Below are 14,664 nucleotides of genomic sequence, written 5' to 3' on the forward strand. Positions count from 1 at the left end.
GGCCCAAGTGCAAGTCAAAACCATCAACGGCACAGAAGTCCTAATCGAAGGCAACGGCAGCGAAACGATCCTGATGCTGCACGGCTGGCCCGACAGCCGCGCGCTGTGGGAGAAGCAGGTCGAGGCGTTCAAGCCGCACTTCCGCTGCGTGCGCTTCACCTGGCCCGGCTTCGAGCCCGGGGCCGCCAATGTCGAGCATTCGCTGGACGCCCTGATCGGCCTGTGCGAGGCGGTCGTGCGCGAGGTCAGTCCCGACAAGCCCGTGATCCTGCTGGTGCACGACTGGGGCTGCCTGTTCGGCTACCACTTCGCGATGCGCCACCCGGAGCGCGTGTCGCGTGTCGTCGGTGTCGATATCGGTGACGCCGGCTCGCGCGACTTCAAGAAGGCCACCACGATTCCAGCGCTGCTGGGCATTGTCGGCTACCAGCTGTGGCTGGCGGCCGCGTGGCGCATCGGCGGCGGCGTCGGCGAGAACATGTCGCGCTGGTTGTCGCGCCAGATGGGCGTGCCCACGCCGCCGGAGCAGATCACGGTGGCGAAGAACTATCCCTACTATTCCACCTGGACGGGCAAGTACAAGGCCGTCAGGACCTTCCGCCCCGACTGCCCGATGCTGTTTATCTATGGCACGCGCAAGCCGTTCATGTTCCACTCGCCGCAGTGGGCAGCTTCGCTGGACGCGCGACCGGGCAGCAAGGCCGTGGCGATGGATACCGACCACTGGCCCATGCTGCGCCGGCCCGACGAGTTCAACACGCTCGTGCTGCGCTGGCTCTTGTCCCACCAATCGAACGAGGAAAAAAATGCATCACCTGCTGTCCTATGAACTGGCCGACGATTACCTGCAGCGCCGCGAGCAGTACCGCGCGGAGCACCTGAAACTGGCGTGGGACGCCGTCGAGCGCGGCGAGCTGCTGCTGGCCGGCGCGGCCGGCGATCCCATCGACATGGCGCTGCTCATCTTCACGACGGCCGATCCGGCCATCGTCGAGGCCTTCGCGCTGGCCGATCCCTATGTGCAGCACGGCCTCGTCAAGCGCTGGACGGTGCGCAAGTGGCATACCGTGGTGGGCGAGCAGGCCGCCAATCCGGTGCGCTGAGGTACGCCGCCGCAGCCGCGCGTCGCCTTCGGCGGCCAGCGGCTGCTCATCGTGCCGGCGCCCGCCATGAAGGCCGTCGTCACGGCGGGCAATTACGGCTGGCCCGAGCTGGGGCTGGCCGCCATGCGCCTGCTCGACAGCGCCGCCGCCGTCGAGGCACCCTGGCGGCAGCGCCTTCGCTACCGCTTTTTTGCAGTTCATTCCGCGTTTCGTGCGCTCCGTCGGAACCCGATGGCTGCGTATATGCCCTTTAGGTACAGTACAACCATCGCAGAACACGTTGTCACCACTGACCTGAAGGAGAGCATCATGAACGCACTGAAACACATGGAAGCCATCTTCGTCGTCGCCGCCGCCGTTGCGCTGTCCGTGACATTCGCCACCACCGAGACGAAGCCGCTGACGGTGGCCGCGGACCCCGTCGTGAGCGTGCAGGGCGATGCGCCGATGCCCGTCGTGACGATCGCCGCGAAGCGCCTGACCGCCGCCGAGAAAGCCGCCCTGATCTGATGGGCCGGGGCGCCCGGGTGCCCTCGCAAAACCCGGGAGGAGTAGGCGTCGTCTTGGTACAATTGCGGTTTCGACATTCCCGGCAATTCCCATGATAGACATCCAACTGCTCCGCAAAGATATCGACACCGTCGCCGCCCGGCTGGCGACGCGCAAGTTCCAGCTCGACGTGGCCGCCTTCAACGCACTGGAATCGGAGCGCAAGGCGATCCAGACGCGCACCGAGGAACTGCAGGGCAAGCGCAATTCGCTGTCCAAGCAGATCGGCATGCTCAAGGGCAAAGGGGAAGACACGACGGCCGTGATGGCGGAAGTGGCGGGCCTGGGCGACGAGCTGAAAGCCAACGAGACCGCACTGTCGGCCGTGCAGGAAAAGATGAGCGCCTTCATGCAGGCGGTGCCGAACCTGCCGCACGAGTCGGTGCCGGCAGGGACGGACGAAAGCGGCAACGTCGAGGTGCGCAAGGTCGGCACGCCGCGCGCGTTCGAGTTCGAGGTGAAGGACCACGTCGACGTCGGCACCCCGCTGGGGCTGGACTTCGACACGGCGACCAAGCTGACGGGCTCGCGCTTCGCCGTCATGAAGGGCGGCATCGCCCGCCTGCACCGCGCGCTGGCGCAGTTCATGCTCGACACGCACACCGACAAGCATGGCTACACGGAGTGCTACACGCCGTACATGGTCAACGCCGACTCGCTGCTGGGCACCGGCCAGCTGCCCAAGTTCGAAGCGGACCTGTTCTCGGTGAAGAAGGGCGGCGCCGAAGGCGAGGGCGAGAACTTCTACCTGATTCCGACGTCGGAAGTAACGCTGACGAACACGGTGCGCGACGAGATCGTGGCCCTGGACGCGCTGCCGCTGAAGATGACGGCGCACACGCCATGCTTCCGTTCGGAAGCGGGCAGCTACGGCCGCGACACGCGCGGCATGATCCGCCAGCACCAGTTCGACAAGGTCGAGCTGGTCCAGGTGGTCCATCCGGAGAAGTCGTACGAAGCACTGGAGGAAATGGTCGGCCACGCCGAGACGATCCTGCAGCAACTGGGCCTGCCGTATCGGGTGATGTCGCTGTGCACGGGCGACATGGGCTTCGGCGCGGCCAAGACCTACGACCTGGAAGTGTGGCTGCCGGCGCAGAACACCTACCGCGAGATTTCGTCGCTGTCGAACTGCGAAGCGTTCCAGGCGCGCCGCATGCAGGCACGTTTCCGCAATGCGCAAGGCAAGCCGGAACTGGTGCACACGCTGAACGGCTCCGGCCTGGCGGTGGGGCGCACCCTGGTGGCGATTCTGGAGAACTACCAGCAGGCCGACGGCAGCGTGGCGATCCCGGCGGTACTGCAGCCGTACATGGGCGGCCTGACGCAGTTGAAGGCGTAAGGAAAAAAAAGCCCTTCACATTTGCTGAAGGGCTGCTATAATCTTGCCTTCTCGCAGCAATGTGAGAAAGGAGAGGTGGCAGAGTGGTCGAATGTACTTGACTCGAAATCAAGCGATGGGGCAACCCATCCGTGGGTTCGAATCCCACCCTCTCCGCCAGAACAAATAAAAACGGCGTCCCCTGCGGGACGCCGTTTTTATTTGTTCGGACGGAAGGGTGGGATTCGAAGACCCTGCGCCTACCGGCGCGGGGGCTCTCCGAATCGCCCATCTGCTGGCGCTTCGCGCCAGCGCCGCGCGCCGAGGCGCGCGCTCCACACCTTCACTTTTTCTTTCAGTCTCCGCCATGGCAACGGCATCCCCTGCGGGATGCCGTTTTTTTTTCATATGTTAGGACGTGTGCGTTTCTATCGTCGAGATATACGAGCGCGGAGCGCAAGGCTCTCGCACGCGCGAGGCGCGCAAGTGACTTGGTGACGCGCCTCCTGTGGACTTTTCATTTGTGGTCGCCCCAGACGTGAGATTCGAATGCATCGGGCTTGTCTAGATGATACCATTCGAGCGTGTCCAGCCAGCCTGATAGCATTGTCATAGTATTGTCATTAGTCAGTCAACCAGATTGTCGAAACGCTCCAAAGCGTTCAGTGACCCGTTCCATACAGAAAATCTGACAGGCTCAGTTTCTCGTTTAAAGCAAATCAAGTAATGGGCTTGCTGTCGATCCATAGTCCCCGCCGTGACTCCGTACCGGACTTCATCACGAACTCACATCCAAGCAGCCTGTCACTCAGCACATAGCAGGTGCCCAGGTGGCTCGGAGTGGATATAACGTAATAGTCCAACGTCACATCATTATCCAGGTGACGCAGCTCCTCTATTAAGCCCTCGATGCCGAACGTAATCTTTGCTAGCGCACGCGATGTTTCCAGGCGTCTTAACGCCTGGTTTAAGGCGAACTGGACTGTGCAGTGTTGAGCATGAACCGTGGTCCCTGTCGCCTCGGCTGAACATAATACAAGGCGCAAATCTTCTGCCCACTGAGCGCTCACGTGGTCGAGCAGCTCCCTCAGATAGGTAAGGATATTTTTCATTTACATCCCTCACGGGAAACAGTCACGCCAGTTCTCGTTCCTTCCTGAAGCATTTCTCGCTCACCCCACTCGTTGATGTGCGTCCAGCCCCAGGTCCATGTATCGTTTGGGCCGGGTGGGCCTACTGGAACGCTTAATAAAACACCTCCAGCACCATCCTTGTTCGCATGCTGCAGAGCTATTTCTCTGTCAGGCGTCCAGGAAACGTATTGGCTATGACCTGTAAGGCCGCCCTGTGCATGCTGCTCTGGAGATATCTTTGCAGTGGGGTTTGCCGGCTTAACAATCCCGAGCTTCGCGTCCTCAAGCGCAGGGTGCTTTGCACTAACCCCACGGTACAAGTGCGCACAAGAGGAGAGGCCAAGCGGATCGATCCAGCTTACAGGATTGATCGTGTACCGATAGACATTGGTTCCGCCGGCCAAACCAACCGGATCTTGTGCATAATACCTCCCAGAGTAGGGATCGTAGTACCGATATCTGTTGTAATGAAGTCCCGTCTCATCATCATAGTACTGTCCTGGGAAGCGTATCGGATTTCGCATCCCGACCCTCTTGGCTGTTTCGCTGATCGCCTGCTTCGCATGCCCCCACGCCTTGTACTGCGCCGACCACGCAATCCTGCCCTCATGATCCGTCAATTCCTGTGGGGCACCCAACTGGTCGCACTGATAAAAGGCGATCTCATCCTTACCAAAGGGCTCGGCTTCTTGCTCGTGCTCTCCGTTCCATAATGGATCGAGCGCGATTTCATACCTGCCGTAGTTGGCTGCTATTAGTGCCTTCACATCGCTAGTAGGTGCCAGTCGTAGCGCCTGGCTTCGCGAGGCCTGTATTAGCGGCACGAAGCTGCCACGCTCGTACATATAGTGCATTGTGCGTTCGGCAGGCGCATAGCCCTGATGCACGCTGCTCTCCAACGCCAGCCTGTCGCCATCCCAGCAGTATATGGTCTGGATCGTTGTCCTCAGTGTCTTGCCTTCTATCGCCAAGCTGTGCTTGGCGATACGTCGGCCCAGCGGATCGTAGGCAAATGTGGTGTTGCCGTAACGGGTTGTCGCACGCGTCATTCGATTGAAAGCATCCCATTCGAACGTGTCACGCTGCCCATTCCGCAGGCGTTCGATGAGGTTGCCGCGATCATCGTAACGGTAGCTGGTGCCGGCGTATTCCTTCAGAAGGTTGTCCAGCACCTTTGGCAGCGGGACGCGGGTGGCAATGCTCTGGTGCTGTTGCGCGGTATTGGGCACCTGGATATTGCCAGCCGGGTCGAATGCGAAGGTTTCGTGGCCCATCGCGCTGGTTGCCGCCAGCAGCCGGCCGATCGGATCGTAGCGGTATTCGATATGCCCGCGCCGGGTGTCGTCGATGCTTGTCAGTTGGCCGGAGCGGTCGTAGCGGTAACGCCGCTGAATTGCCGCTTGCATGCCGACCTGCGCGTCAGGACGATATTGGTCAGGGCGGAACTCCAGGTTCTTCCGGCCCAGTTGCTGTTCGATCAGCCGTCCGACTGGATCGTACTTCATCGTTTGCAACAGGCCGTTGGCCTGGGTGCGGCTGGTTTCCTGGTACAGCGCGTCGCGCTCGAAGGACACGACTTCTTGCCCGTCGAGCAGCAAGCCGTGCACGTGGCCGGAGCCGTAGGTCAGCCAGTCGATGCGGTGGCCGTCGGGACGGGTCGTGCCGATGCGCTGGTTCAGCTCGTCGTAGCGGTGGTGCCAGACTGCCGTGCGTTTGTCTGGATGGAATGGACAGTGGTAATGCTGGTGTTCGCGCACCAGGTTGCCAGCGGGGTCGTAGAACCATTGCAGCCGGGCGTGTTCGTTCCTTGCGTCGGCCAACTGGCCGCTGGCGTAATAGGCGAAGGTTTCGATTTGCTCGGGCTGGCCAGGGGCGGCAGCACGGCGCTGCATGAGCCGGCCCATGGCATCGAACTCGAGGCGTGTGGTCACGCCTGCCTCGACCGTCTCCGCCAGCACGCCGGTACCTTCGTGGTAGCGGTACTCGGTGGTCTTGCCATCGAACCCTTGTTCCTGCAGCAGGCGGCCGACCGGGTCGTACTGGAAGCGGTAGACGCTGCCGTTCTCGTTTTCCAGCGTGGACAGGCGGCCCAGTGCGTCCCAGCGGTAGCGCAGGCTGTGGCCCAGCGCGTCGGTGCGCTGCGCGATCAGGCCGGCCGCCGTGTAGCAGTAGGCGGTCATGCGTTGCAGGGCGTCGATGTGCGCCAGCAGCCGGCCTTCGGCGTCGTGGCGCAGTTGCTCTTCGCTGCCGTCGGGGTGGATCACGGCTTCCAGCTGGCCGGGGTGATTGCCGGTTTCTTCGCTGAGTGCCAGCGTCAGCGTTTCGGCGCTGACTGGTGTGTAGCGATAGCGCGTGATGTTGCCGGCGGCATCGAAGCTTTTGATGAGGCGCTTGCGCTCGTCGTATTGCCACTGGGTGCTGTGGCCGGAGCAGTCCGTGTAGCTGGCGAGCTGGCCGTCCGGTGTATAGGCGAGCTTTTTGACCCCGCCCTTGGCATCGGTGACTTCGACGGGGCGGCCGGCCTTGTCGTAGGCGTATTGCGTCTTGTTGCCGAGCGGGTCGATTTCCTCGACCAGGTGGCCTTGCGCATCGTAGTCGCGCTTCCAGGTGCCGCCTTCGGGATCGAGGATGCTGGTGATGCGGTGCTGGGCGTCGTATTCGAAGTGCACCTGGCTGCCGTCGGCGCGCGTGTGCGTGAGCAGGTTGCCCTGATCGTCGTAACGGAAATGCTCGCTGTTGCCGTCGGTGTGGATGTGGCGGATGACGTTCTTTGCGTTGTCGCGGTAGAACCATTCTTCCAGCCCGTCTGGGTAGATGGTGCGGTAGGTGTAGCCGGCGATGTCGTAGTAATAGCGCGTTTCCTGGCCGAGCGCGTCAGTGACGTAGGTCAGGCGGATGTTCTTGTCCCATTCGAGACGGGTGTCGTGGCTGCCGTCGTCGGCCCACTCGCGAATCGCTTTCGCATTCGCGCCGCTGTCGATGCTGGTGTCGTAGGCGAGGTTGATGCCGCGCCCGGTGCGGTCGGTGTAGCGGGTGACAAGGTGGCGGTCGTACTGGTAGTGCCAGGCAGCCGCGTTTTCGTCCTGGGCGTAGATCAGGTCGCCGTGCTCGTCGTAATCGTAGGCGGACAGTTGGCGCACCAATTGTCCATCCTTGATTTCCCACAGCGCGACAATGTGGCCGGTTGCGGCGTCGACCTGCGTACCGGCGTGGGCGACGATGGTGTCGCCTTGCTTGCTGATGATGTCGCTCAGCACCGCCTCGCCATTGCCCACGTGGTCGTAGCGCAGGCCGAGGGCGGCGCCGTCCTTGGCGTGAATGGCGATCAGGCGGAAGTGCTGCTTGCCCATCTCGGTCACTTTGGCGCGCACCGTGTCGGTCAGCTCGTAGGTTTCGCGCCAGGGACTGGGTGCGCCTTCCGGCAGCGGCTTGCCGAAGTCGAGTGTCAACAAGGTGATGCTTAAGCGCGTCAGCGTGATCTGCTCGACCGGATCGTGGTGCTTCTGGCCGACGGCCAGCCATGGGTAGCGGTGGCTGCGGCCGTCGGCGGCGTGGTAGAGCAGGGCAGTCGGCTTGCCCTGACCGACCACGTCGATACGCGTGCTGTACGGTGTCAGCCAGCGTGCGCCGAGGTTGCCGCGGTCGTAGGCGATCAGCTGGCTGCGGTAGGTGCGGCTCCATTCGATCGCCAGCGGGGCATCGAGGACGAAGTCGGTATGGGTGAACGTTTCAGCGCCGGTGGCGAAGCTGATCGAGTGGGCGGTGGCGGCCTTGGCCGGGCACAGCTTGCAGTTGTTGGCGTCGCCGGTAGCGGGGCTTTGATGGCTGGAAGCACCCAGCTCGTGGCCGGGATTGTCCTTCTTGTGCCGGGCGCCCTTGGGGGATGGCATCAGCACCGCATAGTCCTTCTTGTGCTTGACGACGGCGTCGCGCAGGCGCATCAGGATCCACTTGATGCTCATTTGCGCCTGCTCGTCGGCCAGGGCGACCAGCTTGCCGCGAAACGCCGGCTTGAAATTGGTCAGGTGCGTGATGATCGCTGTGACGCCAGCTACGGCGCTTTCCGGCAGCTGGCGCGCCACCGTGGCGGCGGCGTAGTTCGCGGCCCGCTTGTACTGCCGGTCGATGGCGCCCAGCATGCGGCGCCAACTGCTTTGCACCTTGGGGTCGTGCAGCTTGGTCTCCGCCTGCGCCGGCGGCGCCAAATCGAACAGCGGTTCCTTGCCGATGCAGCGCTTGAGGATCTTGACCAGGTCGTCGACGATGCCGTCGGCCACCTTGGCGCATTCGTCCAGGATGCCGGACAGCCTGCTCGTCGCGCCGTCAATGAAAGTTTCGAGCTCGCCGGCCAGCCGGGCATTGAGGTGCACGACCAGCACCTCGACCACCGTCGCGCCGATATCCTTGGCGCTCGCCAGCTTCTGCCGCGCCAAATGCAGGGCAGGGCGCAGGCTCATGCGCGCCGCGCTCGATGCCGGCAGCGGCACCACGCCGATCAGGTTGATGCCCAGGCTGACCCATTGCAGAAGATCGACTTCCTTCTTGGCGATGTATTTCTGGATTACGCCGACCACGTCCATGATGGCGTCGATCAGCGCCATGATGTTGCCGATGACCGGCAGGCTGCCGGCCACGGTGCTCAGGCGCTCCAGCGTGACGTAGTCGTGGCTGATCTTGCGCAGCCATTTATCGAAGGCGGCGGCAGAAGCGCCGACGTCTTGCTGCTCAATCGTGTTGAGCGGCGCGACGGCGACCTCGGGCGGGCGCTCGCCAAGTTTATGCGTGGGTTCGGACATGAAACAGTATGCAATGTGATTTACAGGCGCGAACGCGCGGGAATAACCCTGGGTTCGCTGATGCAAGTGCGCCGACTCGGAGGCGGTGGGGCGACCCCTTCCGTATGTATCCTAGGCCGTTTGCCAGGCTCGCAACGGAAGATTGCCGTCCCATTGGTCAAGGTCAAACAGATCGCGGCTTAACGGCCACGACGCTTGCAGCGCGAGCACCTATCCGCGAATGCAAAGCGGCAAGGCAAATACAGCCGAGATTTGACGCGACAGCTCCCCTCCGCTACCACCGTTCCGGTCGAGTTCCCTCGCGGCGTGCGGCGCACGCAGGCGCGGCAACGCTCGCCGCCAGGCCGCGCATGCGAAGCCCAACGGACAGGCACCGATCTCGGTACCCGCCCCGGCACTCCCGCGCTCCGCCTGCTGCAACCCCGACACACCGCCCGTCTCTTTCCACTTGATCACGATCATTGTCCCCGCCGGACCGCGCCGCCTATAGTAGCCCTGCGCCCGCATGTTGCGCCGCACAACCGTCCAGCCCCAGCCAATGCACCGTCACCCCGCTACCCGACCCGCCGCATTCCTGCTGGCCGCCGCGCTGGCAGGATGTGCCGGCCCGCGCCAGCCAGTCATCCCCGAGCCCGTGCCGGCGGGCTGGCCGGCCGACGCCCCAGCCGACAGCGCCGGCGCCAGCGCAAGTACGCTGGGCTGGCGTGATTATTTCGCCGACCCGCCACTGCAAGCCCTGATCGCGCGCGGCCTGGCCTGCGGCAGCGATGCGCGCATCGCGGCGGCAAGGGTGCGCGAAGCGGCCGCGCTGGCCGGCCTGCAGCACGCGAACCTGTTTCCCGCCGTCGGCATTGGTGCACAGGGCCAGCGCGGCAAGCTGCCGCACGACCTCAGCCCGACCGGTCGCGAGCTGCTGAGCTCCCAGTACCAGGCCGGCGTGTCGGTCAGCTGGGAAGCGGACTTGTGGGGCCGCCTGGGCGCACTGGACGAAGCCGCCGCGCAGGCCTGGCTCGGCAGCGAAGCGGCCCGGCGCGCGGTGGCGCTGGCGCTGGTCGGCCAGATCGCCGAGCGTTACCTGGCGCTGCGCGAACTGGACGAGCGCATCGTGCTGGCCGAACGCACGCTGGCCAGCCGCAACGATTCCTTGCGGATTTTCCGCCGCCGGGTCGAGGAGGGGGCCACCGCGCGGCTCGACCTGGCGCAGGTGGAAACGCTGCAGACGCAGGCCGAGTCGCTGCTGGCGCAACTGCATCAGCAGCGCGCGCTGCAGGCCCATGCGCTCGACGTGCTGACAGCCGGCGGCGGCGAGCCGCCGCCGGAAAACGGGCGCTTCGACGACCTGCTGATCCTGGCGCCGCTCGCGCCCGGACTGCCGGCCCACGTGCTGCTGGCGCGCCCGGACGTGGCGGCCGCGGAGCGCCAGCTGCAGTCATTGCGCTACCAGGTCGACGCGGCCCGTGCCGCCTTCCTGCCGCGCATCACGCTGACCGGCAGCCTGGGCAGCGCCAGCGCCGAACTGGCCGGCCTGTTCGAGGCCGGCAGCAAGGCCTGGACGGTGGCGCCGGCGCTGGCGCAGCCGCTGCTCGACTTCGGCCGCAACCGCGCCAACCTGCGCGCCGCCGAGGCGCGCACCGAGGCCGCCTTGGCGACCTACGACAAGACCGTACGCACCGCATTGCGTGAAGTGGCCGATGCGCTGGCGTCGCGCCACTACCTGGCCGCCCAGGTGCGCACCGGCGAACGCGCGCTCGGCGCGCAGCGCGAGCGCGAGCGCCTGGCCCGGCTGCGTTACGACAACGGCGCCACCACCTATCTCGACGTGCTCGACGCGCAGCGCGACCTGCTGCAGGCGGAGCAGCAGCAGGTGCAGGTCCGGCGCGCGCTGCTGTCGGCCCAGGTCGCGCTGTTCCTCGCGCTGGGCGGCGGCAGCGACGCGGCGGCCGGCGCATGCAATCAACCAGGACCGGATCATGGATAAGAAAACCTTGACACGCTGGCTCGTCATCGCCGCCGTGCTGCTGGCCGGCGGCGCCGGACTCGCGTGGGGCTGGCACCGGCTCGGCACGGCGGCGACGCCGGGCCCGGGCTTCATCAGCGGCAATGGCCGCATCGAGGCGACCGAGATCGACGTCGCGACCAAGCTGCCGGGCCGCGTGGCCGACATCCTGGTCGACGAGGGCGAGTTCGTGCAGGCGGGCCAGCCCTTGGCACGCATGGACACGCAGGCGCTGGTCGCCCAGCGCGACGAAGCCGCGGCACGCGCCCAGCAGGCGCGCGACGCGGTGGCGGGTGCCGCCGCCCAGCTGGCCGTGCGCGAAAGCGACCGTGCCGCCGCCGCCGCGGTCGTGGCGCAGCGCGAAAGCGAGCTGGATGCGGCGGGACGGCGCCTGCGCCGCTCGACGACGCTGTCCGCCGACGGCGCCGCGTCGGCCCAGGAGATGGACGACGACCGCGCTCGCGTGCGCGGCGTGCAGGCCGCGCTGGCGGCGGCGCAGGCGCAGGAACGGGCCGCCGTGGCGGCCATTGCCGCGGCCCGGGCCCAACTCGTGGGGGCCCGTTCGGCGGTGCTGGCGGCCGAGGCCACCACGGCGCGCATCGAGGCCGATCTCGCCGATGCCACGCTGCTGGCGCCGCGCGCGGGCCGGGTGCAGTACCGGGTCGCCCAGCCGGGCGAAGTGCTGGGCAGCGGCGGCAAGGTGCTGAACCTGGTCGACCTGCGCGACGTCTACATGACCTTCTTCGTGCCCGAGACGGCGGCCGGGCGCATTGCCCTGGGCAGCGAGGTCCGCATCGTCATCGACGCGGCGCCCGGCATCGTGATCCCGGCCCGGGTGTCGTTCGTGGCCAGCACGGCGCAGTTCACACCGAAGACGGTGGAGACGGCCAGCGAACGGCAGAAGCTGATGTTCCGCGTCAAGGCGCAGATCGACCGTGCCCTGCTGGAGCGTCACCTGTCTCAAGTGAAGACGGGCGTGCCGGGGGTGGCGTGGTTGCGCACCGATCCGGCGCAGCCATGGCCGGCCACGCTGACGTCGCGGCGGGCGCTGTGATGGAGGCCCCCGCGGTCGCGACGGTCGCCGGCCTGACGCTGCGCTACCGCGGCATCGCCGCGCTCGACGATGTCAGCCTGGCGCTGCCGGCGGGGATCCTGGCGGGCATTATCGGCCCGGACGGCGTCGGCAAATCGAGCCTGCTCGCCGTGCTGGCCGGCGCGCGCCGCATCGTGCAGGGGCGGGTGCAAGTACTGGGCGGCGACATGGCGCAGCGGCGCCACCGCGCCGCCGTGTGCCCGCGCATCGCCTACATGCCGCAAGGGCTGGGGCGCAACCTGTACCCGACCTTGTCGGTACGCGAGAACCTGGTGTTCTTCGCCCGCCTGTTCGGCCATGGCGGCGCCGAGCAGCGCCGCCGCATCGCGCTGCTGACCGAGGCGACCGGCCTGGCGCCGTTCCTCGAGCGCCCGGCCGGCAAGCTGTCCGGCGGCATGAAGCAGAAGCTGGGACTGTGCTGCGCGCTGATCCACGATCCGGACCTGCTGATCCTGGACGAGCCCACGACCGGCGTCGATCCGCTGGCGCGGGCGCAGTTCTGGGACCTGATCGGCGCCATCCGCGCCACCCGGCCGCAATTGTCGGTGCTGGTGGCGACGGCCTACATGGACGAAGCGGCCCGCTTCGACTGGCTGGCCGCGATGGACGGCGGGCGCGTGCTGGCCACCGGCACCCCGCGCGAACTGCTGGCGGCAACCGCCAGCGCGGACCTGGAACAGGCCTTTGTCGCGCTGTTGCCGGCGGCCCGGCATGGCCACGCGGCGCCGGCGCTGCCCGCGCGCGCCGGCGGCAGCGAAGAGGTCGCGATCGAGGCACGCGGGCTGACCTGCCGCTTCGGCGATTTCGTCGCGGTCGACGATGTCAGCTTTCGCATCCGCCGCGGCGAGATCTTCGGCTTCCTGGGCTCGAACGGCTGCGGCAAGACCACGACGATGAAGATGCTGACCGGCCTGCTGCCGGCCAGCGCGGGCAGCGCCACGCTGTTCGGCCAGCCCGCGCAGGGCGGCTCGGTGGCGATGCGGCGCCGGGTCGGCTACATGTCGCAGGGCTTCTCGCTGTATGGCGAGCTGACGGTGTTGCAGAACCTGGTGCTGCACGCGCGCCTGTTCGGCGTGCCGGCGAGCGAGATCGGCGGCCGGTGCGACGAGATGCTGCAGCGCTTCGGCCTGCGCGACGTGGCGGACACGCTGCCGGCGCACCTGCCGCTCGGTGTGCGCCAGCGCCTGTCGCTGGCGGTGGCAATGGTCCATCGCCCCGAGCTCTTGATTCTGGACGAGCCCACCTCGGGCGTCGATCCGGTCGCCCGCGACGCGTTCTGGCAGCTGATGCTGCAGCTGGCGCGGCGCGACGGCGTGACGATCTTCATCTCGACCCACTTCATGAACGAGGCGCTGCGCTGCGACCGCATCTCGCTGATGCACGCGGGGCGGCTGCTGGCCAGCGGCGCGCCGGCGGAGCTGATCCAGGCGCGCCAGGCGGCCACGCTGGAGCAAGCCTTCATCGCTTACCTGCGCGACGCCGGCGGCGCCACGGCGCCGCCCGATCCGCAGGCGCTGCGCCCGCCGCCCGCGCCGCCCCGGCGCGACGGTGGCGCCTCCCGGCTGCTGGCCTGGCTGTGGCGCGAGGCGCTGGAGCTGCGCCGCGATCCCGTGCGGGCCACGCTGGCGCTGTGCGGCTCGCTGATCCTCCTGGTCGTGATCGGCGTGGGCATCAGCATGGACGTGGACAGCCTGCGCTTCGCGGTGCTGGACCGGGACGGCACGGCGCTGAGCCGCGACTACGCGCTCAACCTGGCCGGCTCGTCCTACTTCATCGAGCGCGCGCCGCTGGCCGACGACGCGGAACTGGACCGGCGCATGCGCTCGGGCGAACTGGCGCTGGCGCTGGAAATCCCGCCCGGCTTCGCCCGTGCCGTCGCGCATGGCAGGCCGGTGCAGATCGGCGCCTGGATCGATGGCGCGATGCCGATGCGGGGCGAAACCGTGCAGGCTTACGTGCAGGCGATGCATGCGCAGTGGCTGCAGCAGCGCGCCCAGTACCGCCAAGGCAGCGCCGGCGCGGCGGCGCCGGCCGGCATCGAGACGCGCTTCCGCTACAACCCGGACGTGCGCAGCCTGCCGGCCATGGTGCCGGCGGTGATCCCGCTGCTGCTGCTGATGCTGCCGGCCATGCTGGCGGCCCTGGCGGTGGTGCGCGAGAAGGAAATGGGCTCGATCGTCAACCTGTACGTGACGCCGGCGCGGCGCGCCGAATTCCTGCTGGGGAAACAAATCCCCTACGTGCTGCTGGCCATGCTGAACTTCCTGCTGATGACGGCGCTGGCGGTGACGGCCTTCGACGTGCCGCTACGGGGCAGCTTTGCCTCGCTGTGCCTGGCGGCGCTGCTGTATTCGATCGCGTCGACCGGCATCGGGCTGTTGTCCTCGGCCTTCACGCGCAGCCAGATCGCGGCGATCTTCCTGACGATGATCGGCACGATGATCCCGGCGATCCAGTTTGCCGGCCTGCTCAACCCTGTCGCGTCGCTGGAGGGTGCCGGCCGCGTGATCGGCGCCGTGTACCCGGCGTCGCACATGCTCACCATCAGCCGCGGGGTGTTCAGCAAGGCGCTCGGGCTGACCGACCTGGGGGCCGACTTCGCCGCGCTGGCGCTCGCCGCGCCCGTCATCGTCGGCCTGGCCATCGCGCTGCTGCCGAAACAGGAGCGCTGAC

At 66.5% G+C, this 14,664-nt stretch carries 9 protein-coding genes and 1 tRNA gene; 8 read left to right on the forward strand and 2 right to left on the reverse strand.

Translation table 11 applies throughout. The annotated features are described in order from the left end of the window. Window positions 1-7 precede the first annotated feature (7 nt). The 5 genes from E7V67_008525 to E7V67_008545 all read left to right on the forward strand — a co-directional run bounded on the left by E7V67_008525 (window position 8) and on the right by E7V67_008545 (window position 3,153). A complete protein-coding gene (locus tag E7V67_008525; GenBank protein WUR15136.1) occupies window positions 8-829 on the forward strand; it encodes an alpha/beta hydrolase in 822 nt (273 codons plus the stop codon). Further along, window positions 807-1,103, forward strand: a complete 297-nt coding sequence (locus E7V67_008530; protein ID WUR15137.1) for a YciI-like protein — start codon at window positions 807-809, stop codon at window positions 1,101-1,103. The genes E7V67_008525 and E7V67_008530 overlap by 23 nt, the downstream gene beginning before the upstream one ends. Window positions 1,104-1,169: 66 nt before the next feature. After that, window positions 1,170-1,613, forward strand: coding sequence for a hypothetical protein (locus E7V67_008535; GenBank protein ID WUR15138.1), 444 nt, complete (start codon window positions 1,170-1,172; stop codon window positions 1,611-1,613). Between the two features lie 91 nt (window positions 1,614-1,704). Further along, entirely contained in the window at window positions 1,705-2,994 is a 1,290-nt protein-coding gene (serS, locus tag E7V67_008540) for a serine--tRNA ligase (GenBank protein ID WUR15139.1), read from the forward strand. A gap of 69 nt (window positions 2,995-3,063) precedes the next feature. Then, window positions 3,064-3,153, forward strand: a tRNA-Ser gene (locus tag E7V67_008545). Between the two features lie 539 nt (window positions 3,154-3,692). Here the strand turns inward: E7V67_008545 and E7V67_008550 are convergent. Both E7V67_008550 and E7V67_008555 read right to left on the reverse strand, forming a co-directional pair. Continuing rightward, window positions 3,693-4,085, reverse strand: a complete 393-nt coding sequence (locus E7V67_008550; GenBank protein WUR15140.1) for a hypothetical protein — start codon at window positions 4,083-4,085, stop codon at window positions 3,693-3,695. Beyond that, window positions 4,082-8,902: an RHS repeat-associated core domain-containing protein gene (locus E7V67_008555; GenBank protein WUR15141.1), complete on the reverse strand. Its 4,821-nt coding sequence runs from the start codon at window positions 8,900-8,902 to the stop codon at window positions 4,082-4,084. The genes E7V67_008550 and E7V67_008555 overlap by 4 nt, the downstream gene beginning before the upstream one ends. 538 nt (window positions 8,903-9,440) lie before the next feature. Between E7V67_008555 and E7V67_008560 the strand changes: the two genes are divergently transcribed. The 3 genes from E7V67_008560 to rbbA are packed head-to-tail and all read left to right on the forward strand — an operon-like array spanning window position 9,441 to window position 14,663. Then, window positions 9,441-10,880, forward strand: coding sequence for an efflux transporter outer membrane subunit (locus E7V67_008560; GenBank protein ID WUR15142.1), 1,440 nt, complete (start codon window positions 9,441-9,443; stop codon window positions 10,878-10,880). After that, complete coding sequence (locus tag E7V67_008565) at window positions 10,873-11,952, forward strand: efflux RND transporter periplasmic adaptor subunit (GenBank protein ID WUR15143.1); 1,080 nt, start codon at window positions 10,873-10,875, stop codon at window positions 11,950-11,952. The genes E7V67_008560 and E7V67_008565 overlap by 8 nt, the downstream gene beginning before the upstream one ends. Further along, window positions 11,952-14,663: a ribosome-associated ATPase/putative transporter RbbA gene (gene rbbA, locus E7V67_008570; protein ID WUR16247.1), complete on the forward strand. Its 2,712-nt coding sequence runs from the start codon at window positions 11,952-11,954 to the stop codon at window positions 14,661-14,663. The genes E7V67_008565 and rbbA overlap by 1 nt, the downstream gene beginning before the upstream one ends. The last annotated feature ends 1 nt before the right edge of the window (window position 14,664 follow it).

It is taken from the genome of [Empedobacter] haloabium (assembly GCA_008011715.2).
Taxonomy (GTDB): Bacteria; Pseudomonadota; Gammaproteobacteria; order Burkholderiales; family Burkholderiaceae_D; genus Rugamonas; species Rugamonas haloabia.

Excerpts from the sequence above, each read along its gene's own strand:
- E7V67_008530 (WUR15137.1), top strand. The coding sequence starts at position 807 with ATGCATCACCTGCTGTCCTATGAACTGGCCGACGATTACCTGCAGCGC.
- E7V67_008535 (WUR15138.1), top strand. The coding sequence starts at position 1,170 with ATGAAGGCCGTCGTCACGGCGGGCAATTACGGCTGGCCCGAGCTGGGG.
- serS (WUR15139.1), top strand. The coding sequence starts at position 1,705 with ATGATAGACATCCAACTGCTCCGCAAAGATATCGACACCGTCGCCGCC.
- E7V67_008550 (WUR15140.1), bottom strand. The coding sequence starts at position 4,085 with ATGAAAAATATCCTTACCTATCTGAGGGAGCTGCTCGACCACGTGAGC.
- E7V67_008555 (WUR15141.1), bottom strand. The coding sequence starts at position 8,902 with ATGTCCGAACCCACGCATAAACTTGGCGAGCGCCCGCCCGAGGTCGCC.
- E7V67_008560 (WUR15142.1), top strand. The coding sequence starts at position 9,441 with ATGCACCGTCACCCCGCTACCCGACCCGCCGCATTCCTGCTGGCCGCC.
- E7V67_008565 (WUR15143.1), top strand. The coding sequence starts at position 10,873 with ATGGATAAGAAAACCTTGACACGCTGGCTCGTCATCGCCGCCGTGCTG.
- rbbA (WUR16247.1), top strand. The coding sequence starts at position 11,952 with ATGGAGGCCCCCGCGGTCGCGACGGTCGCCGGCCTGACGCTGCGCTAC.